We start from the raw sequence: 23345 nt of genomic DNA, 5'->3' as shown, positions 1-23345 counted from the left end.
ATTCTCTAAATTACTTTAATTTTGTGTATTAATTTTTTGTAAAAGCATAAATATCACCATTTTTAGCTTGAACAATGACTTTATTGTCTACTATTAATGGTTTAGATATTAATCCGCTACTACTTACTTGTGTTTTTGCGACAAGTTCACCATTTTCAGCATTTAGCCAATATAGGTAACCTTCAAAATCACCAAACACAACATAATTTTGGTAGATCACTGGATCAGTTAACTGACGATGAGCAAAGTTTGATTGAGTCCAAAGTTCACCACCACCATTCTTAGCAATAGCTTGAATATTATCGTTTTGGTCTATAACAAATAATCGATTCGTATCAATAGCAAAACTGTGAGTAGATCCAAGTTTTTTACGCCACACAATTTGACCATTACTTAAATCCAGTGCAACTAAACTACCATTATAACCAACGGAATAAACTAAATTACCCTCAACTACGGGCGTTGAATCAACATCGTTTAATTTTGCAATTTCAGTAGAGCCTGATGGTTGTGAAATACGTTGTTGCCAAATTAATTGCCCATCATTAATAAAGTAAGCATTTACTCGACCAGTATCATCACCCACAATCGCTGCACCATGAGCAATCGTTGGTGTGGAGTTACCTCTTAGCGATAATGTAGGAACCTCGAAAGAAACATCCCACACATAATCACCTGTATCTCGATTAAGGCCTTGAAGAATGCCATTTGCAGTATGGATGATTAATTTGTCTTCAGCAGGCACTGGGCGGGCAAGCACCTCGCCTTTTACTGTTTTTTCCCACACCTTTTTACCACTGTTGCGATCTAACGCATACACAACTGCGCGCTCACTACCTAGGTATACATATTTATCATCAGCACTTACGCCACCTGAAAACAGTGCTGTTTTGCTGCTAAAAAGCGTGCTTTGCGATAAGTTAACATCCCATATGGTTTTGCCACTTGCTACATCAAGTGCTTTAACTTGACCACTACGACTTGCTGCATAAATAGCATTATCATAATTAATCGGACCTAATAATGAATAGATATGAGTATTGCCAGCCGTACTACTTTTCCACACTTGTTTGATAGGGAATTGATTATTTACGGTTGGTGAGGGTGAAATTTGAACAATCTCTTCTTCCCCACCGAATAAAGAGCATCCAGCAAGTGAAAAGACAAAAACCCCAGTAAAAAGATATTTTGATAACTTCATTGTATAGACCCTTATAGCAGGATAAATTAATTGTTACTTCCTTCTGTTTCAGCTTGTTTTGCTTTCGCCTCTTGCTCGGCTTTTTGTTTCGCTGCCTGAGCTTCTTGTTCTGCCTCTTCTTTGGCTGCTTGTTGGGCTTCTTGTTCAGCTTGTTGCTTTGCTTTTAGATATTCAGCTTGATTTAACTTCATTTTAATATTTTCTTCTAAATCTTTGTTTGGAGAAGAAGTTAAAGCAATATTGTAGGCATTGACTGCATCAGCATAACGCGTCATTTTAACTAATACATCACCACGAAGATCGTTAATTACCGCCCCCCAACTTTCGCCAGTTACATTATCTAGCGATGTTAAACTTTCTTGATATTGACCTTGTTGATACTGTAAACGAGCTATACGAATGTTGGTTATCGCTTTAACCGGCTCTGAATCAGTTTTCTTTAAGGCGTCAATTAATAATGCTTCAGCCCCAGAATAATCTTTTAATACTTCAACAAAAAATTTTGCCGCACGCAAATTAGCAAACACACTATAAATAGTGTCGTTGTCTTTAGCAAAAGAGACTAACCCATTAACAGAGTCTGGTTTATTATCATCTAATTGAGCAAGTAATTGTTCATACTTATCCGATGATTCAATCGCTTTTTCAGCTTTATATGATTGCCAATAACGCCAGCCAAAAAAGGCTAGTAATCCGATTACCAAAACCGCAACAATCATTTTCCACTTTTTAGCAAAAAAGCCCTTTATCTCTTCCAGTTGTTCTTCACTCGATAACTGATGACTCACATTTTTCTCCTATATCTTTTACTTAATCGACAAACAAGTTTGGACAACTTCTTTTTGTGCAACTTCAACTTGTTCGCCTGTTTGTAAATTTTTAATCATGACTGATTGATTAGCCAATTCATTTTCGCCAATAATAATAGCTATTTTAGCACCTAATTTGTCAGCTTTGGTAAATTGTTTCTTAAAATTACTACTACCATAGTTTGTCATGATTCGCCAATCAGGTAGACTATCGTGCAATTGCTCTGCAACACCTTGTGCTGCTGCAATTGTCTTTTCATCACCAGATGAAATCATATAAACATCAATCAAATTAACTTGGTTTAATGATGGATTAACGGCTTGAACTAATAATACTAATCGCTCAACACCCATTGCAAAACCGACAGCGGGTGTTGGTTGTCCACCCAGTTGACTAACTAGCCCATCATAACGACCACCACCACACACGGTACCTTGCGCACCTAAACTACTGGTTACCCATTCAAAAACAGTTCGATTATAGTAATCTAATCCACGTACTAATCTTTGATTAATATTGTAGTTTATTCCAGCGTTATCCAATAAACGACATAGCCCTTCAAAGTGCTGTTTAGATTCTTCATCTAAATAATCAAACAATTTTGGAGCGTGATTGAGTAGCTCTTGGACAACTGGATTTTTTGAATCAAGTACACGCAATGGATTAGTATACATTCTACGTAAACAGTCTTCATCCAATTTTTCTTTATGTTGTTCAAGAAAAGCAACTAAAGCATTTCGATAATTAGCTCTTGCTTCTAGTGAACCAATAGAGTTGAGTTCTAAAGAGGTGTGCTTTTCAATACCTAAAGCTTTCCAAAAACGTGCCGTTAATAAAATAAGCTCTGCATCAATATTTGGTCCTTCAAGCCCAAAGACTTCAACACCAAATTGATGAAATTGACGATAGCGCCCTTTTTGTGGTTTTTCGTAACGAAAAGCAGGCCCTAAATACCAAAGACGCTGTTCTTGATTGTAAAAAAGACCATGTTCAATGCCAGCACGAACACAACCGGCAGTAATTTCAGGGCGCAGGGTAATGCTTTCATCATTACGATCGTTGAAAGTATACATCTCTTTTTCAACAATATCGGTAACTTCACCTACTGCTCTTTTAAATAGAGCAGTATCTTCAACAATGGGCGTTCTAATTTCGTTATAGCCATAACTGTTTAATACGCCTTTAACGATTTTTTCAATCTGTTGCCAACTTGCACTATCTGTTGGAAGTAAATCGTTCATTCCTCGTATAGATTGAATCTTTTTTTCTGTCATTTATTTATTCGCTATCTAATAAGATTATAATTCAGTTGCTGTAATTCTGTTTTTTAATATTAATGCTTTAGCACGAATTTTAGCTTCTAACTCATCAATCATTTGTTCATTATCAATACGGCCAATACGTACACCATCTTCATAAAAACCACTTTTGTTATGACCGCCAGCAACCCCCATTGTTGAAGCTAACGCCTCGCCCGGACCGTTAACCACACAACCAATAATAGATACATCCATTGGCGTAATAATATCTTCTAATCGCTGCTCTAATATATTGACGGTATTAATCACATCAAACTCTTGGCGCGAACAGGTTGGACAGGCAATAAAATTAATACCACGAGCCCGTATACGCAACGATTTTAAAATATCAAATCCAACTTTCACTTCTTCAGTAGGATCAGCCGCTAAAGATACCCGGAGTGTATCGCCAATTCCTTCTGATAGCAATAATCCCAATCCAATAGCTGATTTAATTGCACCACTCCGCACGCCACCGGCCTCAGTTATACCTAAATGTAATGGCTGCTTAATTTGCTTAGCTAACAAACGATAAGCATCAACTGCAGTAAACACATCAGATGCTTTTACACTGACCTTGAATTGATCAAAATTAAGTCTATTAAGTATATCGACATGACGCATTGCTGACTCGACAATCGCTTTGGGAGTAGGCTCGCCATATTTCTCTTGGATATCTTTTTCAAGTGAACCTGAATTAACCCCAATACGTATTGGAATATTTTTATCTTTTGCACAATCGACAACCGCACGGATCCTTGATTCATTGCCTATATTACCGGGATTAATTCTTAAACAATCAACGCCATATTCTGCCACTTTTAAAGCAATACGATAATCAAAATGAATATCAGCAATCAGCGGCACTTTAGCTTGTTGTTTAATCAATTTAAACGCTTCAGCCGCATCCATTGTTGGAATAGAAACGCGCACAATATCCACCCCAACACGTTCAAGCGCTTGAATTTGAGCTACCGTTTTTTCGACATCCGTAGTACGCGTATTTGTCATCGATTGAACAGCTATTGGTGCTCCGCCACCAATAGGAACATTGCCGACATAAATTCGGGTAGATTCTCGTCTAATAATTGGTGAATCCTGATGACTCATACACACTTAACCATATTACAAAATAACTAGCCAGCAATCTTAACAAGATTTAAGGCAAATGTCTGTATGAGAATAAGAAAATTTGCTAACTATTAACACGGGTAATAGGGGATGGAGAAATATAATGACTTACTTCAATAAGATTATTTTTATCGTCCTTATTAATATAATATAAAGTTATACCAAGCGCACAAAGAACAACAAATACACCGATCAAAATAAAGGAGGGCTTTCCCTGTTTTTTTGTTATAAACCCTTGTGGTTGAATTTTCTTTTGTCGGGACTTAGATTGTTTGGCTAATTCATCGATATGAGGTTGATACTGATCAGCTGATAAGCCGACAATTTCTGCATAAGAACGAATATAACCTTTGACAAAAACAAGAGGGGCATGAGGCAATTGGTCTTTTTCGATATCGTCAATCACCGTTTTTCGCACATGAATTTTATTGGCAATATCATCCTGAGTTAATCCCATTTGTTCTCGTAAATCAGCGAGCATCACTCCTAATGAAATATCGTCCATTATCCCCTCATAAATTTAATACTAACCGTTAGCTAGTTCCATTTTTACATATTTTTATAATTAATCAATTTTTTTTGCATTAAACCATTGTGTTGGTTTGTCAATTTCATTTTGTGCTGCAACTAATTGTAATTCATATTCATCTTGTTTTAAGGTTTCAAGCATAACTGCATACACCGCTGAAGTAGTATGTTCTAGAGCTTCCACCAATGATTTTCCAAGTAAAATATTAGCTAAAAATAATCCGCTTGTCATATCACCAACACCAACCGGCTGCCTTACACCAAAATCAACGAGTGGGCGATCAATATGCCATGCTTCATCTTGAGTCACAAGCAACATTTCAAACCGATCAATTTTATATCCAGCTCGGCTTAAATGTTTAACTAAAATCGCTTTAGGTCCTTTTTTACATAACTCTCGACATGCTAAAATTGCCTGTTCAACATTATTGATACGTTGTTTACCATTTAGCTCTTCAAGCTCCAAAATATTTGGAGCCATCATATCTGCCATAGGCAGTGCAGTATTGCATAAAAACTCTGATACACCTGGAGCAACAAAACATCCTTTTTCTGGATGACCCATTACTGGATCGCAAAAATAAATAGCATTTGGATTAACCGCTTTTACTTTTTTAACAATCTCAATAATAGCATTACCTTGTTCCGGCGAGCCCATATAACCACTTAATACCGCATCACAACGTTTTAGTTCATCAATTTCATTAATTCCATCAGCAATCTCAGTTAAATGAGATGCAGCCATTACCGTTCCAGTCCATTGACGATATTGAGTATGATTAGAAAATTGTACGGTATTTAAAGGCCAAACATTTACACCTATTCGACGCATAGGGAACTCAGCTGCACTATTTCCAGCATGACCAAATACAACATGAGACTGAATCGATAAAATATTTTTCATAAAATTAGCTCCAAATCAACAAGCAGTAATATTTTTTACCACGTCGAAGCAATGTATAACGATTAAAAAGTTTATCATTATCAGAAAATTGATAATCCACTGTAGAATTACGCTCACCATTAATTGAAATAGCATTCGATTCAATCATTTTTCTCGCTTGTCCTCTTGATGGCGCAAACTGTGCATTAACGATTGCTTGCTGTAAATCTGCATCATTATCAATTGTCACCGTTGGCATGCCATCTTGGGCCAATTGTTCAAAATCAGCTTTTGATAATTCACTTAATTTGCCTGAAAATAAACTTTCCGTGATACGTTTTGCTGCCATAAGGCCTTCTTCGCCATGTACCAAACGAGTTACTTCTTCAGCTAATACATATTGCGCCCTAGGAGCAACACCACTATTCTTATCCTCTAGCTCTAATGCGTCAATATCACTTAATGGCATAAATGTGAAAAATTTAAGAAAACGATAAACATCCGCATCTGCCGTATTAATCCAGAATTGATAAAATTTATACGGACTGGTCTTTTTAGGATCAAGCCATACTGCACCACTTTCAGTTTTACCAAATTTAGTTCCATCTGATTTAGTAATTAACGGCACAGTCAAACCATAAACCTGTTTTTGATGTAAGCGACGAGTTAAATCAATACCGGCAGTAATGTTACCCCACTGATCAGAACCACCAATTTGTAAAACAACATCATGCGATTGATTCAAACAAGCAAAATCATAAGATTGTAATAAGCTATAAGAAAATTCAGTAAATGAGATACCCACTTCATCACGATCAATACGTTGCTTAACTGATTCTTTATTGATCATCGCATTAACCGAAAAATATTTACCAATATCACGTAAAAATGTCAGCACATTCATGCCACTAAACCAATCGTAGTTATTAGCCACAATTGCCGAATTTTCACCACAATTAAAATCTAAAAATGGGGAAACTTGTTGTTTGATTTTTTCGCTCCACTCAACAACTGTCTCTTCAGTATTAAGTTTTCGCTCAACAGCTTTAAAACTTGGATCACCAATTAAACCTGTTGCTCCACCTACAAGCGCAACAGGTTTATGACCAGCTAACTGAAAACGTTTTAAACAAAGTAATGGAACTAAATGACCGAGATGCAAACTATCTGCTGTTGGATCAAAACCACAATAAAGCGCAATAGGATTTTGTTCTATTTGTTCTATTAATGCTTTTTCATCGGTAAGCTGAGCAATCAGTCCACGCTCTTGTAGTTGTTTGATCACATTTTTTGTCATGATATTTTACCTATTAAATTTATTACGTTTATATTCTAGTTTAAATAAGATTTATTTTAGTTTGTATTGTTATGATAGCGTTTGTACGCTTGTTTAAAATGATCTACCACTATTTCGTTTGGCTTTTTATCAAAAAGACTAAAAATAACAATTGCGATAGACGCTAATAAAAATCCAGGAATAAGCGAATAAAGATTAAACCAATTGAAATTAATCCATAGCAACACCGTTATTGTACCTGTTACCATTCCAGCGAGTGCACCGTTACGAGTCATTCGTGACCAAAATACTGAAAAAACAATAATTGGTCCAAACGCTGCGCCAAATCCAGCCCAAGCATGGCTGACTAAATCAAGTACACTATTATTTGGATTAATGGCTAATAAAATTGCAATAACTGAAACTAATAGCACCATTATACGCCCAACCCAAACAAGTTCTTTTTGTTTTGCTTTTGGTCTAAAAAAGGCTCGGTAAAAATCTTCCGTTATAGCACTAGAACAAACTAATAGCTGGCAACTTAATGTGCTCATTACCGCAGCTAAAATAGCTGCAAGCAATACACCTGCAATCCAAGGATTAAATAATAACTTTGAAAGCTCAATAAAAATGCGTTCATGTTTGCCGTTATTAATCAAATAGACAAATTCAGGATGATTGGAGAAAAAAGCAATACCAAAAAAGCCAACCGTAATAGCTCCAGCTAAACATAACACCATCCAAGTCATACTAATTCGGCGTGCATTTTTCATGACTTGATGTGAATCAGCCGCCATAAATCTGGCTAAAATATGAGGTTGCCCAAAATAGCCAAGACCCCAGCCTAATAATGAAATAATAGCGATAAAATCCATGTGAGCAAATAAATTGGTGTAATCAGGATTAAGCGATTGAATATATGTCAATGCATCAGTAAGCCCACCTGCATTTACCATAACCATAATCGGCGTTAGAATAAGTGCAAACATCATTAAACTCGCTTGAATAGTATCAGTCCAACTGACAGCTAAAAAACCACCAATAAACGTATAGGCAATGGTTGCACCAGCACCTGCAAGCATTGCCCAACCATAGCTCATACCAAATGTACTTTCGAATAATTTTGCACCCGCAACTACACCAGAAGCACAATAAACAGTAAAAAAGATTAAAATAATAACGGCTGAAATAATACGCAGCAATGAGCTTTTATCATCAAATCGACGAGCAAAATAATCGGGTAAAGTTAATGAATTATGGTTGATTTCCGTAAAGACACGTAATCTCCCAGCAATGAGTAACCAATTCAAATAAGCACCAATAATCAACCCAATTGCAATCCAACTTTGAGAAATACCAAACAAAAAAACTGCACCAGGTAATCCCATTAATAACCAACCGCTCATATCTGATGCGCCAGCTGAAAGTGCTGTGACAACACTACCGATACGACGCCCACCTAAAATATAATCACCAAAATTCTGCGTCGATCGAAATGCAAAAAAACCTATTGCAATCATGCCTAAAATGTATACAGCAAAGGTGACAATCATTGGTAAGGACATATCTTTAAAAAACCTTATTTGATAAATTAAAAAAATAGTTGGTTAGCTTATCATAAAATCACCATGCTAAAAAGTCAGTGATTATGAATGTGAATGCTCAAATAACTAAAATGTACACAACGTGTGTAATAAATATATTTTGTAATTGGTAATAGTACTTGATGCTTTTTATTAATCTGATCTATATAAAAACTAAATGCAACCTACAGATAAACTGTAAATAAAAGTATATAATATATGCCTCACTATTTTTAATATAATTATTTTGTGAAACAATCAACCCGAATCCAAATTTTAGAAAGATTAAAGGATCATATTAAAGATCCAACAACAGAACTTATTTATCAGACACCTTTTGAACTGCTAATTGCAGTAGTACTTTCAGCACAAGCAACTGATGTGAGTGTAAATAAAGCCACCCAACCCTTGTTTGCTGTTGCAAATACTGCTGATCAAATTTTGGCTCTTGGCGTTGATAAACTAAAAAGCTATATCCGCACCATTGGGCTTTATAATAGTAAAGCACAGAACATTATTAAAACCTGTCAAATATTGGTAGATAAATATCAAGGTGAAGTGCCTGAAAATTTTGATGCGCTAATTGAATTACCTGGCGTTGGTCGTAAAACAGCCAATGTTGTGCTAAACACCGCTTTTGGTTGGCCAACCATTGCCGTCGATACACATATATTTAGGGTAAGTAACCGTACAGGTTTTGCACCCGGTAAAACTGTTGAAGCAGTTGAAGAAAAATTGCTGAAGGTCGTACCCAAAGAATATAAAATAAATTGCCACCACTGGCTAATTTTACATGGGCGTTATACCTGTATTGCCAGAAAACCTAGATGTGGTGCCTGTGTTATAGAAGATTTGTGCGAATTTAAACAAAAAGTTTACCCAGAGTGAAAATTAATGCCAAATAAATTTAACTTAGACCAAGATGACATAAACTTGTTTAAAAATAGTATTGGTAATACCAAAAAGCTAAAACAAGATACCGTTGTTCATAAACCGATAAAACGCTCCCAAAAAATAATGGAAACACAAAAACTACAACATGAAAAAATTCATGCTGAGTTTTATTTTTCTGATAATTATCAACCGCTATTACAACAAGATCCTATCCGCTATAGTCGAGAAAATGCCGACCCCTATGAAGTAAAAAAATTACGCCGTGGATTTTATGAGCCAGAATTTTTTTTGGACTTACATGGACTCACTCAGCAAGAAGCTAAAAAAGAGATTGCTGCCCTTATCGCTGCATGTTTAAAAGAGAGAGCGCATTGCGCATGCATCATGTATGGGCATGGAAAAAATATATTAAAAACACAAACACCCATGTGGCTAGCTCAGCATCCTCATGTTATCTGCTTCCATCAAGCACCCAAAGAATTTGGAGGCAACGCTGCCCTACTTATTTTATTTGACATCGACAATGAATTACCAAATAGCTAGTACTTGAAGATTAAAATAGTTGTAAGTGACACAAAAATAAAAAAGCCAGCTTAGCTGGCAAATATTGGAAGCAATGTGAGCAATGTCATACTTTGTTAGAAGCTGTTTAGGCTCTAACAAAGCACTCAATAATGATAATGATTCTCATTACTAAAAGCAAGCATTTTTTAGACTTTCCTAAATTAAATGAAAATAAATACCTGACTCACTTATCTGATAAAACTGGTTTTATATTCAACTCGATAAAAAATAAGCAGAAATTTTCTTTCTGCTTTTATTGCTTTTATAAAACGATTTTACACAATAGCTAAATCCAGATAAAAGACCGTAATACTGATTATTTTTGATAAATAAACTCTACGCCCTCTTCATCACTTTCATCCCAATCATCGAAATCATCGTCATCATCAAAAGCTTCATCCATTGCTTGTTGATGATAATCATCCCACATAAATTCAACTTTTTCGGGTGCTGATTGTTCTGATTCAGCTTCTCGTGGATGAGCATTGATATATTCCATTAAATCCCAGCATAATGCTTTTACACCTTCTTCATTAATGGAGGAAATAACATAATATTTATCCTGCCAGTCAAGCGCCTTAGCAATTTCAGCCGCACGTTTAGCACTCTCCTCGGGTCCTAATACATCCATTTTATTAAATACTAACCAACGTGGTTTATTCGCTAATTTTTCACTATATTGCTGAACTTCTTGAATTATAACTTTAGCGTTTTCTATCGGATCTGATTCATCTACTGGTGCCATATCGATTAAATGAACTAAAACACGACAGCGTTCAAGGTGTTTTAAAAACCGAATACCAAGCCCTGCGCCATCTGATGCACCTTCAATCAAACCTGGAATATCAGCAACAACAAAACTTTGCTCATTATCCATCCGAACAACACCCAAACTAGGTACTAAAGTGGTAAATGGATAATCGGCAACTTTCGGTTTAGCCGCTGAAACAGCGCGAATGAAGGTTGATTTACCAGCATTAGGCAAGCCTAACATCCCTACATCAGCAAGCAATAATAATTCTAATAGCACATCACGCTTTTCACCCGGAGTACCATCAGTTTTTTGTCTTGGCGCACGATTAACCGATGATTTAAAACGTGCATTACCCAAACCGTGAAAGCCACCTTTGGCAACTAACACTTTTTGTTGATGATGCGTTAAATCACCGATAATTTCGCCAGTATATTTGTCCGTAATACGTGTTCCTACAGGTACTTTAACAGTAATATCTCGACCACGTTTACCCGTACAATCAGAACCTTGTCCATTTTGACCTCGTTCTGCGCGATAATTTTTTTCAAACTGGAAATCAACAAGTGTATTTAAATTTTCATCAGCAATAAAAAAGACATCACCACCATCACCACCGTCGCCACCATCAGGACCACCTTTGGGTATATACTTTTCTCTGCGAAAACCGACACAACCGTTTCCACCATCTCCTGCTTCAACTCGAATTGATGCTTCATCAACAAATTTCATTATTCTTCCCCTTTATTGAGGTTAATTAGCCAGCCTTTTCTTGGATGCCAAAGATAATGCCCAATGGTGGCAAACATTGCGCCCGCAACAACAGACACTGCGCCAATATAACCTAAAATATTTAAATATTGCATAGCAAACTTTTCAGGCCAAATTAATGCAAACAAGTCTGAAAAGATAAGTGCAAATAATGGTGTTAAGGTTGTTATAGCACTCACTTGTGCGGCTTGCCACCTTTCCATTGCCATCACTAACGCCCCGTAAGCAATAATAGTATTCAAACCACAAAATATGATAGCAAACAGTTGCGTTGCATCAGCATTGGCCATTTTACTTGGTGAAGTAAAAGGCAATAAAAATACGGTGCAAATAAGGTAAATTAACCAAAGTAATTGTTCTGCACGTAATTTTCGTAATAGTACTTTTTGAGCAAGCGCATAGCAGGCCCACGATACAGATGCAAGTAAACCAAGCCAAATACCGATGCTATACGCAGACATATTAGAAAAAAGATCGACAATATTTTTATTAAAAAATAGTACAAGCCCTGTGAGTAAGACTAAAATACCAATAATCTGCGTCGGTCTTAGTCGCTCTTTAAAAATAAAAGCACTTGAAATCATAAATATCATAATGCCGGTTTGCGCAACTACCTGAGAGGCTGTGGCAGAAAGGTACTGAACTGCACTTGCAAATAATGCAAAATTCCCCAACAATCCAAACCCAGCAATCATCAATAAAATAAAGCGACGACGTTTTTTAAACATCATTAAATTAGGGAATTGCTTTTTGTAAGCCAGCCAGATGGTAATTCCAAGTGCTGAAATAGCCAATCGCGACCAAGCTAACGTCAATGGATCAACAACCACTAGCGCATATTTAATTGCAATTGGCACAATGCCCCACATCACTGCAGTTAACATGGCAAGTGCAAAACCTAATTTAACATTTTGCTGTTTTATCATATCGCCATCAATTTTATATAAATTTCAAGAAATGAAAAAAGCCCCACAATAAGTGTGGGGCTTTCATAACTTTTGAACCGTTTTTAAATTAGCTATTAGCAACTACACTAACATAACGACGGTTTTTCGGTCCTTTAACTTCAAACTTTACTTGTCCATCGATTAAGGCAAATAGAGTATGATCACGACCACAACCTACATTAGTACCTGGGTGGAATTGAGTTCCACGTTGACGAACTAAAATGTTACCAGCAAGAACTTCTTGACTACCATAACGTTTAACACCTAAACGTTTACTTTGGGAATCACGACCATTACGTGATGAACCACCAGCCTTCTTATGTGCCATTGTTCGATACTCCTATTAAGCGATTGCAGTGATCTTCACATCAGTGAACCACTGACGGTGACCTTGTTGTTTACGATAGTGTTTACGACGACGAAATTTAACAATTTTCACTTTATCGCCACGACCGTGCTCAACAATTTCTGCTTTAATTGTTGCACCTTCAACAAACGGAGCACCAACTTTGATGTCTTCACCATTTGCTACCATTAAAACTTTATCGAAAACAACTTCTGCACCTGTTTCGACTTCAATTTTTTCCAAGCGAACGACTTGTCCTTCGCTAACTCGGTGTTGTTTACCACCACTTTGGAAAACTGCGTACATACTTAACTCCGCAATAAAAAGCAGACGATGACTTGATTAAACATATATGTCTGCGTGATTAATCTTATAGGGCGTGAATTTTACGCAAAATTTATTCTTGTTGCAAGCGCTGTTTACCAAAAGATCGCAAAAAGTGATAAAAAAGATCAGCGATATACTTTTTTTCAAGCTACAATCACAATCATAAATTACAATTTATCTTCAAAATAAAATTATAAAATAATGTTGAGTGTTCATATGCCGAAAAAAAAATTTCGCTACACTACCTCAATTATTAATCGTTTAACGCTATTAATGTTTTTTTTAGGTGCTATTGCTTTAGTCGCGTTATCGTTTTCAATTCAAGTAGCCAATGATACAAAAGGTGGGGCATATATGGTCAATCAATTGGGGTTACTGAGAATGAAAAACTACCAACTACTGACCATGATTCCACTCAATGAAAGAGAGTATGGTCGTTTAAATATTTTTATGGATATTTCTTCATCACAACAACATTTAATGATTTTAAAACGCTACAACTTAATTAATGAATTTAATCAATTAGAAATTGACTGGAAAACACAACTTACTACTAAAATAAAGCAAGCACAAAAAATTGATGATATAAAAACTGATATCGAAAACTATGTTAATCGCATTAATCATTTGGTACATAAAATTGATCAAAAGACTGAAAACAAAATTTATTATATTTCACAAATACAACAATTATTTATCATTATCATCATCTGTTTTTTAATTATTCAAATTTATTACTTACGTCACCACCTTTTAGCTCCATGGAAAACACTGATTAAGATGGCTGACGCCATTTCTAATCACGATTTTAGTCAACGTTTTAGTATTGGAACGAAAAAAGATGAATTTAATCTATTAGGATTAGTTTTCAATAAAATGTCAGCGCAGATCGAATCACAATATTTATTGCTAGAAAAACAAGTTATCGAAAAAACAGCCAAATTACAACAAACCAATAAAATCGTTTCGTTTCAATATCAAGCAACCAAACAATTACATACTTCAGAACCATTGTGTGAACGTTTTTTAAAAGTGTTACGTGAATTGGAAGAATTAGTCCCATTAACTCAATTTCAAATTCGTTTTTATGAATCAGATGATCCAAAGCACTATCAACAAATCAGTTACGATAATCAACACAAACTACCTTACTGCCAGAACTCCAAATGTAGTGCTTGTTTAACCGCAACAACGTCTTATCAACAAAATAGTTTTCAGCGTTATTGGTATCTTCAAGAAAATGGGGAAAAATATGGGATATTATTTGCGTTACAACCAACAGAAGTAATATTAACTAATGAACAAGAAAGCTTAATTATGGGACTAATTGAACAAATGACCACCGCAATGAAGCTAGAAAGAAAAGTAGAACAACAAAAACAATATTTATTAATGAAAGAGCGCTCAGCCATGGCTAGAGAGCTACATGATTCGATAGCGCAATCACTATCTTGTTTAAAAATACATCTTAGCTGCTTACAAATGCAGTCAGATTTAACATCTCAAAACAGTATTGATTTATTAGCAACCATGCGCAAAGAGATCAATATTACCTACTCTCAATTACGAGAACTAATTACCTCTTTCCACTTACGCCTTAATCAAACTGGCTTTTATGCAAGCTTAGTAGAATTAATTGAAGAATTTAATCAAAAATTACAATTCAATATTCAGTTTGAATACCACTTGCCACTTAATATTATCAATAGTAAATATGCCTTTCATTTATTACAAGTAATTCGGGAAGGGCTTAATAATATATACAAACATGCTAAAGCTTCACATGTCAAAGTGAGTTTAAAAATAGATGATAATCAAATCATCTCTATTTGCATAAAAGATGACGGTATTGGTTTACAAAATGACTTAAAAAAAGATAATCATTATGGTCTAATTATTATGCGTGATAGAGTCGAAATACTAAATGGTAATTTAGCAATAGATAGTAACCCCAATCAAGGAACACAAATTGTGGTAACATTCAAAGCGAACAAAACCATTCCATTACAGATGAGTAAAAAATGGAACAAATAAATAGTTCAATACTGCTTATTGATGATCACCCAATGTTAAGAAATGGTGTGAAACAGTTAATTAACACAGTAAACCATTTTGAAGTTGTAGGCGAAACAGGCTCTGGTATAGAAGGCATTAAACTAGCAGAAAAACTCGACCCCGATATTATTTTGCTTGATATCAATATGCAAGATGTTAATGGGTTAGAAATATTACGCTACTTGAGAGAGAAAAATATCTCTAGCCGTATTATTATATTTACAGTATCAGATGCGAAAGAAGATATTATCACAGCACTAAAAAACGGTGCAGATGGTTATTTGTTAAAGGATATGGAACCTGAAGATTTTCTAAAATCGCTACAGGATATTTCGATAGGCAAGCTCATTATGGATAATGCTATTTCGCATATTATCCTCAATTATATGCGTTATAACAAAGAACCAATCACAAAGCAAATACATGATGTCAGCTTGTTAACACCAAGAGAAAATGAAATTTTTAATTTACTAGTCCAAGGATTATCAAATAAACTGATTGCGAAAGAACTTGGTATCGTAGAAAGTACCGTGAAAGTACACATCAAAAGTATATTCAAAAAACTTAATTTTAAATCCCGAATGGAAATGACCGTATGGTATTTACAAAGTAAGGAATAAAATTATCCATTGAAAAATAAAAATAGATAAATCTTCATGCTTTATCCTTAATAAGATAATTATAAAACACACAAAATCTAAAATAGGAATGTTTGAAATGCCAATATTGATCAATGCTTATTCTACAGTAACGCATCCACCAGCCATTGATTTCCCTTGTGAACGTTTATATCATCGAGGATTAGATGATTCTGAATTGATGAAACACCTTGATGGTTTTATCGGTTATGTCATGCAAGCAGGAGATGGGGAGATGAATTCACATCGTTATGCTTTGTATCGCCATATCCAACGAGTTAAACATCAATTTGCCTTTGAGATTGAAGAAGATAATTTCAGTGAGTTTACCACTTGGGGCTGGCAGGCAAATGCCATTATATTGATGCCGGATGGAACTATTCGTAATCCTGATGGAGAAGTATTGCAATATACTGATGGTGATATTGATTTAGATGCAGTTATCCCTTACCCACCAGAAGCATTAAAGCGCAAAACGAAAACGGAGCAGTATTTAGCCAAATTGGGATTGTATACGCCTGCACATTTACCACCGGTTATTGCCGAATCCGAAGTAATTCTTAGAACGCCTGATGAGGTAGCTAAACGTGCTTTAGCGATAATGTTAACAGGTATTCAAGCCGAAAGTTTTCGCGAGAATGATTCGATTAATCCAATGGAATTTAAAGAACGTTGCCCAATAGGATTTGCGGCTTTATCAAATAATGAACGTGACTTTATTTATAGCGGACAGCCAACAGAGCAAGATGTGATCGATATGTCTTGGAAATACGAAGCATTATTACCTTTACAATGGGCAATCAATTGGCAATCTGAGCTCCCTTTTGCTGATACTATTTGTAATGTTTCATCGCTAGTTGACGAAGGAATGCAACATAGTGAGCAAGATATTTCTACGGTAACCTTAAGACCCGTTAGTGAATTGTTAGATGCTTTAGATTTGCACTACCGCTTACATTGGATAACCAGAGATTTTCGAATGAAAGATAAGCAACCACCGGCATCGATTATAAGTGATGTTATTCAAGAACGCCATTATGCACTAAATTGGTTAACTTGCTTTGAAAATGCGGATTGGGATGATGTTGATACCCCAACCTGATATTTTTATCTCATCATTTGGCTAGCATCATGCCCATATTAAATTGATAGATACTTTACCCATTGGCTAATGATTCATTTCATTAGCCATTTTTTAAAGTAAATAACTGAACCTTTTATAAGTGGCGAAAAAATACAATCGTAGAATTGTGCACAACTAAAACTAACATATCTATTCCGCTTAATGTTCAGAAAACCAACTGAGCTTTTCACGTAATGCCACAACAGGTCCAATAATAATTAAACTTGGGCTACAAGCTTGCAAAGATAATTGTGTTAAATCACATAATAATCCCGATACTACTTTTTGTTTTGTCGTAGTGCCTTCTTCAACAATGGCTACCGGCGTATTTGCATTCATACCATGCTTAATTAATTGTTTTTCAATACTTTCAGCTTGCGACAATCCCATGTAAAACACTAACGTCTGTTTTTCAGCCGCTAGGCTTTGCCAATCAAGGTGACTACCGTCTTTTAAATGACCAGTGATTAAACGCACACTATGGGCATAATCTCGATGCGTTAATGGGATGCCGCTATAGGCAGAGCAACCTGAAGCGGCTGTAATTCCAGGTACGACAGAAAAAGGAATATCAGCGTTAAATAATGTTTCAAGCTCTTCACCGCCACGACCAAAAATAAAGGGATCGCCGCCTTTTAGGCGTACAACACGTTTACCTTTTTGCGCTTGCTGTAAAAGAATCTGGTTTATTTGATCTTGAGGAACACAATGAAATCCTGCTCGTTTACCAACAAATACACGCTTAGCATCTCGACGAGCAAGATTCATAATGTCATCTGAGACCAATCGATCATAGACAATAATATCCGCTTGTTGGATCTGTTGTAATCCCTTTAACGTCAATAATCCCGCATCACCAGGCCCTGCGCCAACTAAAACCACTTCGCCACGGGCATCAAGCGATGTATTAAATAACTCATTCGTGAGTTTTTCAACATCATCAGAATCACTATTAGCAAGTGCTTGCGCTAATCTATCATGCGAAAAGAGTCTTTCCCAAAAATGTCGTCGTTCCGTCATTGTTTGGTAGGTTAGTTTAACTTTATCGCGTAAATAACCAGCATATTTTGCTAATTTACCTAAATGTTGGGGTAATATAGACTCTAGTTTTTCGCGCAATAATCTGGCCAAAACAGGGGCATGTCCTTCTGAAGAGACAGCAACCATAATAGGAGAACGATCAATAATTGAAGGCATAATAAAACTTGCCGCTTTAGGAGCATCAACAACATTACAAAAAATACATCGTTTTTCAGCCTCAATACTCACTTTTTGATTAGTCTGTTGGCAATCTGTCGCAGCAATGACTAGCCACTTATTATCAAGTAATTCAGCATCAAATTCCCCTTGAGCTAGGGTAAGTTGCTTTTGCTCATGCCAACACATAAATTGTTCATTAAATGTTTGCGCATTCACTGTGATACGAGCACCCGCTTCAAGCAATAATCGCGCCTTACGTTCAGCGACTTCACCACCACCGACTAATAAACAATCACGGTTTTCTAACTTACAAAATAGGGGGAAATAATCCATAACACCTCAAAATAGAACATTCTCTGTTTAAAACTCACCAACACCTAGCCTCTAATAATAGAACTTTATTAATTAGCCTACTTTTAATCACCCCGCTATTTTGTATCATTAATAGCAATTAACACAAAATAGAAGACTAAACAATTTAGTACTTTTTGAAAGAAGGGGAATTATTCACTATACATTCCCCTCCTAGGTTGATTATGGTAATAACATCTCGTTAATTAAGTGGTTATGCTGGGCGCTCTGCTTTCGGCGTTGAATACCAGTATCCTAGCCCCATAAATAATGCGCCAGAGACAAGATTTCCTAATGAGACCCATAACAAATTATAACCAACTCCAGCTAATGTGTAAGCATCACTATGATGACCAAACCACGAAAGTGCAAATAAGGTCATATTTGCAACCGAGTGTTCATAACCACAAGCAATAAATGCTAATAAACACCACCAGATAGCAATAAATTTTGCCGAGCCTTCAACTCGATTAGCCATCCAAATCGCTAAACAAACTAGCCAGTTACATAACACGCCTCTAAAAAATAATGCAGACGCCGTAGCCGATGTTTTGGCTAATGCTGCGGTATGAACCAAGCTGGTATCTGTGGATAATAAAGGCGTTGCCGCATAACAATACAATGCAGCTACAAAAATTGATCCTAATAAATTACCTAACCATGTTTGCGGTAATACCAACCACATTTGACCATGGGTAATTTTTTTGCATTTAACACCAAGCGTTAAAAACATGGTATGCCCAGTAAATAATTCCGATCCCGCTATAACAACCAACGTTAATGCAATACCAAACGTTGCTCCCATAACTAACGGTCTGATTGCCGGATCAACGAGATTTCCTAAAGTAAAAATTAAAATAATACCAAGCCCTACATAAGCCCCAGCCATAGCAGAACTTATCCAAAAACCAAATGGATTTGTTTTTGCCAAACGAACAATGCGCGCAGCATTGGCTGCACATTTATTAATTGTTTCTGTATACATAACAACTTTGTCCTTTTAAAAATAGGTTTAGTGCGACTTTACTTGTACTATCCCATCGTCATTAACGGTTACGTCATAATGAGCGATCGAGTATTGTTCATCTTCAAAACAATAGCCATCTTTTAAACGAAACCGTTGTTTTTTTAGTGGGCTTGCCACCCATAACTGATTTTCATGTTCAGCAATAATACCTCGAGATAAAACACTGGCCTTAGCAAAAGGATCAATATTACTAATCGCATAAAGCTCAGCATTATCATAAGGACGGAAGATAGCAACATGATCATTACCGACAAGAGCACAAACACCCGTGCCTGGTAAAATATCCTCAAGTTTACAAATAGTTATCCATTGACTCATATTATTCCCCTAACATTACTTTACGTTCTTCTGCTGTAGCTGGTCGATGCTGATCGCGTTCAGGTACAATTTGCACATTCTCATCCCGTTTGCTGCTGTTAATAAAATGCGCAAATCGAATTTGGTTTGCATTATTTTCAACCGTTTCTTTCCATTCGCATACCATTAATTTACGTAAGTGTGTCATCTCACTTTCTAGCTCTGCATTAACACCTAACTTATCGTCCATAATAACGCTCCGTAAATAATCAATACCGCCTTCTAGATTTTCAAGCCAAACTGACGTTCGCTGTAATTTATCTGCAGTGCGAATATAAAACATCAAAAAACGATCGATATATTGAATTAGTGTATTTTTATCGAGATCCGCAGCAAGTAAATCGGCGTGACGAGGCTTCATTCCCCCATTACCACACACATACAGATTCCACCCCTTTTCAGTGGCAATCACCCCAATATCTTTACCTTGCGCTTCGGCACATTCACGCGTACAACCAGATACACCCAATTTAAATTTATGCGGTGCACGAATACCTTTATAGCGGTTTTCAAGTTCTACCCCTAATCCCACACTATCACCTACACCAAATCGACACCAAGTACTACCCACACAGGTTTTCGCCATTCTTAACGCTTTGGCATAAGCATAACCACTTTCAAACCCTGCTTCTATTAGATCTTTCCAAATAGCAGGCAGATCATCTTTTTGTGCACCAAATAGACCAATACGCTGTGAGCCGGTAATTTTAGAATAGAGTTGATATTTTTTAGCGATTTGACCAATGGCAATTAATCCTTCTGGTGTAATTTCGCCACCTGCACTGCGGGGAATAACAGAATAAGTACCATTTTTTTGAATATTACCTAAGAAAATATCATTACTATCTTGCAAAGGAATTAAATTATCTTTAAGAATATAATCATTCCAACATGAGGCTAATAACGATCCAACTGTAGGTTTACAAACTTCACAACCGTAGCCATTACCATGTTTTTTAATCACTTCATCAAATGACTTTAAGCCCTCAACACGAATTAAATGATATAACTGTTGGCGCGAGTATTTAAAATGTTCACATAAAGCATCGCTAACCTCGATCCCTTGTTTAGCTAATTCCAAATTAAGAATTTGCGTAACTAATGGAATACAGCCACCACATCCAGTGCCCGCTTTAGTTGCTGCCTTAATGGCTGCAACTGTATGACAACCTGCATTAATCGCATGGATAATTTTTTCTTTAGTCACATCAAAACACGAACAAATTTGTGCTGAATCGGGAAGCGCATCAACCCCCATAGCCGGCTTTGCACCTGCATGTGCTGGTAGTATCAACGTATCAGGGTGTTCGGGCAGATCCATATCATTAAGCATTAATTGTAATAAATTACTATAATCCGACGTATCGCCGACCAATACCGCACCCAAGAGTTTTTTATTATCACCCGAAACAACTAATTTTTTATAAACGGGCGTTGTCTCATCTAAGTAAACATAACTACGACTGCCCACAGTTTTCGCTTTAGCATCACCAATACTACCAACATCGACCCCCATTAGTTTTAGCTTGGCACTCATATCGGCGCCTTCAAATTTATCAGCTTGCCCCATTAAATGGGCTAAGGCAATCTGAGCCATTTTATAGCCGGGTGCAACCAAACCAAAAACCTTGCTTTGCCAACAAGCACATTCGCCAATAGCATAAATATCAGAATCCGATGTTTGACAATAATCATTAATCACAATCCCACCGCGTGGACCGATTTCTAACTCACACTCTTGAGCTAATTTATCGTTTGCTCTAATACCAGTTGAAAAAACAACAAAATCGACTTCAAGTACAGAACCATCTGCAAATTGCATGATTTTACCTTCAGGTGTGTGAATAATTTCTTGGGTATTTTTACTGGTGTGAACCCCGACTCCCATCTCCTCAATTTTACGACGTAATTGTTCTCCGCCTTGCACATCAAGCTGTTCAGCCATTAGCACTGGGGCAAACTCAACCACATGCGTTTGCATACCTAAGTTTTTCAAAGCACCCGCAGCTTCAAGCCCTAACAAGCCACCGCCCACAACAGCGCCTTTTTTACAACGCTTTGCACATTCCCGAATGGCATCAAGATCTTCTATCGTACGGTAAACAAAACAATCCGAACCATCAGCACCTTTAATCGGCGGCACCCAAGGATAAGATCCGGTCGCAATAATCAATTTATCATAAGCAACAATTCGCCCTTGTTGAGAATGCACCTCCTTACGCTGACGATTGATTAAAATAACCCGTTCATTAAGTAAAACCTTAATATTATTCTCTTCGTATAATCCTTCGCGAACCAAAGAAAGCGCTTCGGCAGTATGACCAGAAAAATAAGAAGAAAGATGCACCCGATCATAGGCAAGACGTGGCTCTTCACAGAAAATAGTAATATTGAATTGATTGGACTGCATTTTATCGATTAATTCTTCAACAAAACGATGCCCAACCATCCCATTACCAATAATAACGAGATTGGTTTTACTCATACAAAACTCCAATTTTATTTTAATTTAATGATTTAATTTTATTTTGATAACATTGTATGAAACTTTGTACAGATTATAACTACCCTCAAGGATTACCACTTTAGTAGTAAAAGTGATTGTTGAAGTCATAATTTGAAGTTAAGGCTTGTTTAAAAATAGATAAAAATCAAAAATACCTATCAAAATACCCGACTTAATTACCCAGCAAATCAATAAAAACAGCTAAAAAAGTTGCCAACCATAATTAAATGTTTATAATTAGCCGACTAAATAAATTGAGTAATGATAATTGAATTACAATTCTAGAAAGCTTCCTTCACGTGAAACCTTAGCGCGTGCACAAAGATTTAATAATGACATTGTTGAAGTTTCTGGTGTTGATCTGGTTTTAAGTTTAATCACAACCGCCGATCTCATTCGCGCAAATATCTATGCACAATTAGATAAAGATTACGGCGTTTCTGAGGGTAAATTTGCCCTACTGATGTCACTGTATTCAGAAGGTGAAACCTGTGCCAGCGATCTTGCTTTGCGCATTGGCGTAACACCGGCGACGGTATCTGTCATGGTTAAACGCATGCTGGCATCTCCAGCGCCTTTAATCTCGATGACAAAAAGTGGTGAGGATGGTCGTTCTCGCCTAATCACCTTAACAGATGCAGGTGAAAGGCTGATTCAAGAGGCATTGCCTAACCACCTTAAATCAATTCGCGCTTTTGCGCAGGTGCTAAACTCGCAAGAACAAGAGTCTTTAATCGCGATGTTGCGCAAATTATTACGAAAATAACGGACTTTAATC

The 23345-nt window shown here is 36.4% G+C and carries 22 protein-coding genes; 6 read left to right on the top strand and 16 right to left on the bottom strand.

Translation table 11 applies throughout. The features are described 5' to 3' along the window. Positions 1–28 precede the first annotated feature (28 nt). The 8 genes from bamB to putP form a co-directional block, all read right to left on the bottom strand. Positions 29–1201 (bottom strand): outer membrane protein assembly factor BamB, encoded by a 1173-nt coding sequence (bamB, locus tag BQ5209_RS03655; RefSeq protein WP_085247191.1) that lies wholly within the window; start codon positions 1199–1201, stop codon positions 29–31. A 26-nt stretch (positions 1202–1227) separates the two neighbouring features. Beyond that, positions 1228–1989: a YfgM family protein gene (locus BQ5209_RS03650; RefSeq protein WP_085247190.1), complete on the bottom strand. Its 762-nt coding sequence runs from the start codon at positions 1987–1989 to the stop codon at positions 1228–1230. Between the two features lie 18 nt (positions 1990–2007). Then, positions 2008–3285, bottom strand: a complete 1278-nt coding sequence (hisS, locus tag BQ5209_RS03645; RefSeq protein ID WP_085247189.1) for a histidine--tRNA ligase — start codon at positions 3283–3285, stop codon at positions 2008–2010. A 24-nt stretch (positions 3286–3309) separates the two neighbouring features. Then, positions 3310–4419 carry a flavodoxin-dependent (E)-4-hydroxy-3-methylbut-2-enyl-diphosphate synthase gene (ispG, locus tag BQ5209_RS03640; RefSeq protein WP_085247188.1) on the bottom strand — a complete coding sequence of 370 codons (1110 nt, stop codon included), beginning with the start codon at positions 4417–4419 and terminating at the stop codon, positions 3310–3312. A gap of 85 nt (positions 4420–4504) precedes the next feature. Continuing rightward, a complete protein-coding gene (locus BQ5209_RS03635) occupies positions 4505–4945 on the bottom strand; it encodes a helix-turn-helix domain-containing protein (RefSeq protein ID WP_085247187.1) in 441 nt (146 codons plus the stop codon). A gap of 60 nt (positions 4946–5005) precedes the next feature. Further along, positions 5006–5872 carry a pyridoxal kinase PdxY gene (pdxY, locus tag BQ5209_RS03630; RefSeq protein WP_085247186.1) on the bottom strand — a complete coding sequence of 289 codons (867 nt, stop codon included), beginning with the start codon at positions 5870–5872 and terminating at the stop codon, positions 5006–5008. A 4-nt stretch (positions 5873–5876) separates the two neighbouring features. Beyond that, positions 5877–7148: a tyrosine--tRNA ligase gene (gene tyrS / locus BQ5209_RS03625; RefSeq protein ID WP_208609942.1), complete on the bottom strand. Its 1272-nt coding sequence runs from the start codon at positions 7146–7148 to the stop codon at positions 5877–5879. Between the two features lie 56 nt (positions 7149–7204). Then, positions 7205–8692, bottom strand: a complete 1488-nt coding sequence (gene putP, locus BQ5209_RS03620) for a sodium/proline symporter PutP (RefSeq protein WP_167370304.1) — start codon at positions 8690–8692, stop codon at positions 7205–7207. 267 nt (positions 8693–8959) lie between these two features. On the opposite strand from putP, the gene nth reads away from it, so the two are divergent. Then, positions 8960–9598 (top strand): endonuclease III, encoded by a 639-nt coding sequence (gene nth / locus BQ5209_RS03615; RefSeq protein ID WP_085247184.1) that lies wholly within the window; start codon positions 8960–8962, stop codon positions 9596–9598. A gap of 6 nt (positions 9599–9604) precedes the next feature. Then, positions 9605–10147: an endonuclease SmrB gene (gene smrB / locus BQ5209_RS03610; RefSeq protein WP_085247183.1), complete on the top strand. Its 543-nt coding sequence runs from the start codon at positions 9605–9607 to the stop codon at positions 10145–10147. Positions 10148–10484: 337 nt separating this feature from the next. Here smrB and cgtA read toward each other — a convergent pair whose 3' ends face one another. The 4 genes from cgtA to rplU all read right to left on the bottom strand — a co-directional run bounded on the left by cgtA (position 10485) and on the right by rplU (position 13289). Beyond that, entirely contained in the window at positions 10485–11651 is a 1167-nt protein-coding gene (gene cgtA, locus BQ5209_RS03605) for an Obg family GTPase CgtA (protein ID WP_085247182.1), read from the bottom strand. Then, positions 11651–12616 carry a DMT family transporter gene (locus BQ5209_RS03600; RefSeq protein WP_085247181.1) on the bottom strand — a complete coding sequence of 322 codons (966 nt, stop codon included), beginning with the start codon at positions 12614–12616 and terminating at the stop codon, positions 11651–11653. The genes cgtA and BQ5209_RS03600 overlap by 1 nt, the downstream gene beginning before the upstream one ends. Positions 12617–12704: 88 nt before the next feature. After that, on the bottom strand, positions 12705–12965 hold the full coding sequence (gene rpmA / locus BQ5209_RS03595) for a 50S ribosomal protein L27 (RefSeq protein WP_034915250.1): 261 nt from the start codon (positions 12963–12965) through the stop codon (positions 12705–12707). 15 nt (positions 12966–12980) lie between these two features. Beyond that, positions 12981–13289 (bottom strand): 50S ribosomal protein L21, encoded by a 309-nt coding sequence (gene rplU / locus BQ5209_RS03590; protein WP_025314436.1) that lies wholly within the window; start codon positions 13287–13289, stop codon positions 12981–12983. A gap of 237 nt (positions 13290–13526) precedes the next feature. Between rplU and narX the strand changes: the two genes are divergently transcribed. From narX to BQ5209_RS03575, 3 genes are all read left to right on the top strand, one after another. Further along, the gene (gene narX, locus BQ5209_RS03585) at positions 13527–15344 is read left to right on the top strand and encodes a nitrate/nitrite two-component system sensor histidine kinase NarX (RefSeq protein ID WP_167370303.1); all 1818 of its coding nucleotides are present in this window, start codon (positions 13527–13529) and stop codon (positions 15342–15344) included. Then, positions 15332–15985: a two-component system response regulator NarL gene (gene narL / locus BQ5209_RS03580; protein WP_085247179.1), complete on the top strand. Its 654-nt coding sequence runs from the start codon at positions 15332–15334 to the stop codon at positions 15983–15985. Before narX ends, narL begins: the two co-directional genes overlap by 13 nt. Before the next feature lie 97 nt (positions 15986–16082). After that, complete coding sequence (locus tag BQ5209_RS03575; RefSeq protein WP_167370302.1) at positions 16083–17105, top strand: DUF4272 domain-containing protein; 1023 nt, start codon at positions 16083–16085, stop codon at positions 17103–17105. A gap of 180 nt (positions 17106–17285) precedes the next feature. Here the strand turns inward: BQ5209_RS03575 and cysG are convergent, their stop codons facing one another. The 4 genes from cysG to nirB all read right to left on the bottom strand — a co-directional run bounded on the left by cysG (position 17286) and on the right by nirB (position 22546). Further along, entirely contained in the window at positions 17286–18659 is a 1374-nt protein-coding gene (cysG, locus tag BQ5209_RS03570) for a siroheme synthase CysG (protein WP_085247177.1), read from the bottom strand. Positions 18660–18891: 232 nt separating this feature from the next. Further along, positions 18892–19662 carry a nitrite transporter NirC gene (gene nirC / locus BQ5209_RS03565; RefSeq protein ID WP_085247176.1) on the bottom strand — a complete coding sequence of 257 codons (771 nt, stop codon included), beginning with the start codon at positions 19660–19662 and terminating at the stop codon, positions 18892–18894. Positions 19663–19689: 27 nt separating this feature from the next. Then, complete coding sequence (gene nirD, locus BQ5209_RS03560) at positions 19690–20022, bottom strand: nitrite reductase small subunit NirD (RefSeq protein WP_085247175.1); 333 nt, start codon at positions 20020–20022, stop codon at positions 19690–19692. Position 20023: 1 nt separating this feature from the next. Then, positions 20024–22546 carry a nitrite reductase large subunit NirB gene (gene nirB / locus BQ5209_RS03555; protein ID WP_085247174.1) on the bottom strand — a complete coding sequence of 841 codons (2523 nt, stop codon included), beginning with the start codon at positions 22544–22546 and terminating at the stop codon, positions 20024–20026. Between the two features lie 289 nt (positions 22547–22835). Here nirB and BQ5209_RS03550 point away from each other — a divergent pair, with 289 nt between their 5' ends. Beyond that, positions 22836–23333, top strand: a complete 498-nt coding sequence (locus tag BQ5209_RS03550) for a MarR family winged helix-turn-helix transcriptional regulator (RefSeq protein WP_085247173.1) — start codon at positions 22836–22838, stop codon at positions 23331–23333. The last annotated feature ends 12 nt before the right edge of the window (positions 23334–23345 follow it).

This window comes from Gilliamella mensalis, from assembly GCF_900103085.1.
GTDB lineage: Bacteria > Pseudomonadota > Gammaproteobacteria > Enterobacterales > Orbaceae > Gilliamella > Gilliamella mensalis.
The sequence above is the reverse complement of the archived record's forward strand: the minus strand, read 5'-3'. Positions and strand labels throughout refer to the sequence as shown.

Excerpts from the sequence above, each read along its gene's own strand:
- bamB (WP_085247191.1), bottom strand. The coding sequence starts at position 1,201 with ATGAAGTTATCAAAATATCTTTTTACTGGGGTTTTTGTCTTTTCACTT.
- hisS (WP_085247189.1), bottom strand. The coding sequence starts at position 3,285 with ATGACAGAAAAAAAGATTCAATCTATACGAGGAATGAACGATTTACTT.
- ispG (WP_085247188.1), bottom strand. The coding sequence starts at position 4,419 with ATGAGTCATCAGGATTCACCAATTATTAGACGAGAATCTACCCGAATT.
- BQ5209_RS03635 (WP_085247187.1), bottom strand. The coding sequence starts at position 4,945 with ATGGACGATATTTCATTAGGAGTGATGCTCGCTGATTTACGAGAACAA.
- pdxY (WP_085247186.1), bottom strand. The coding sequence starts at position 5,872 with ATGAAAAATATTTTATCGATTCAGTCTCATGTTGTATTTGGTCATGCT.
- tyrS (WP_208609942.1), bottom strand. The coding sequence starts at position 7,148 with ATGACAAAAAATGTGATCAAACAACTACAAGAGCGTGGACTGATTGCT.
- putP (WP_167370304.1), bottom strand. The coding sequence starts at position 8,692 with ATGTCCTTACCAATGATTGTCACCTTTGCTGTATACATTTTAGGCATG.
- smrB (WP_085247183.1), top strand. The coding sequence starts at position 9,605 with ATGCCAAATAAATTTAACTTAGACCAAGATGACATAAACTTGTTTAAA.
- cgtA (WP_085247182.1), bottom strand. The coding sequence starts at position 11,651 with ATGAAATTTGTTGATGAAGCATCAATTCGAGTTGAAGCAGGAGATGGT.
- BQ5209_RS03600 (WP_085247181.1), bottom strand. The coding sequence starts at position 12,616 with ATGATAAAACAGCAAAATGTTAAATTAGGTTTTGCACTTGCCATGTTA.
- rpmA (WP_034915250.1), bottom strand. The coding sequence starts at position 12,965 with ATGGCACATAAGAAGGCTGGTGGTTCATCACGTAATGGTCGTGATTCC.
- rplU (WP_025314436.1), bottom strand. The coding sequence starts at position 13,289 with ATGTACGCAGTTTTCCAAAGTGGTGGTAAACAACACCGAGTTAGCGAA.
- narX (WP_167370303.1), top strand. The coding sequence starts at position 13,527 with ATGCCGAAAAAAAAATTTCGCTACACTACCTCAATTATTAATCGTTTA.
- narL (WP_085247179.1), top strand. The coding sequence starts at position 15,332 with ATGGAACAAATAAATAGTTCAATACTGCTTATTGATGATCACCCAATG.
- BQ5209_RS03575 (WP_167370302.1), top strand. The coding sequence starts at position 16,083 with ATGCCAATATTGATCAATGCTTATTCTACAGTAACGCATCCACCAGCC.
- cysG (WP_085247177.1), bottom strand. The coding sequence starts at position 18,659 with ATGGATTATTTCCCCCTATTTTGTAAGTTAGAAAACCGTGATTGTTTA.
- nirC (WP_085247176.1), bottom strand. The coding sequence starts at position 19,662 with ATGTATACAGAAACAATTAATAAATGTGCAGCCAATGCTGCGCGCATT.
- nirD (WP_085247175.1), bottom strand. The coding sequence starts at position 20,022 with ATGAGTCAATGGATAACTATTTGTAAACTTGAGGATATTTTACCAGGC.
- nirB (WP_085247174.1), bottom strand. The coding sequence starts at position 22,546 with ATGAGTAAAACCAATCTCGTTATTATTGGTAATGGGATGGTTGGGCAT.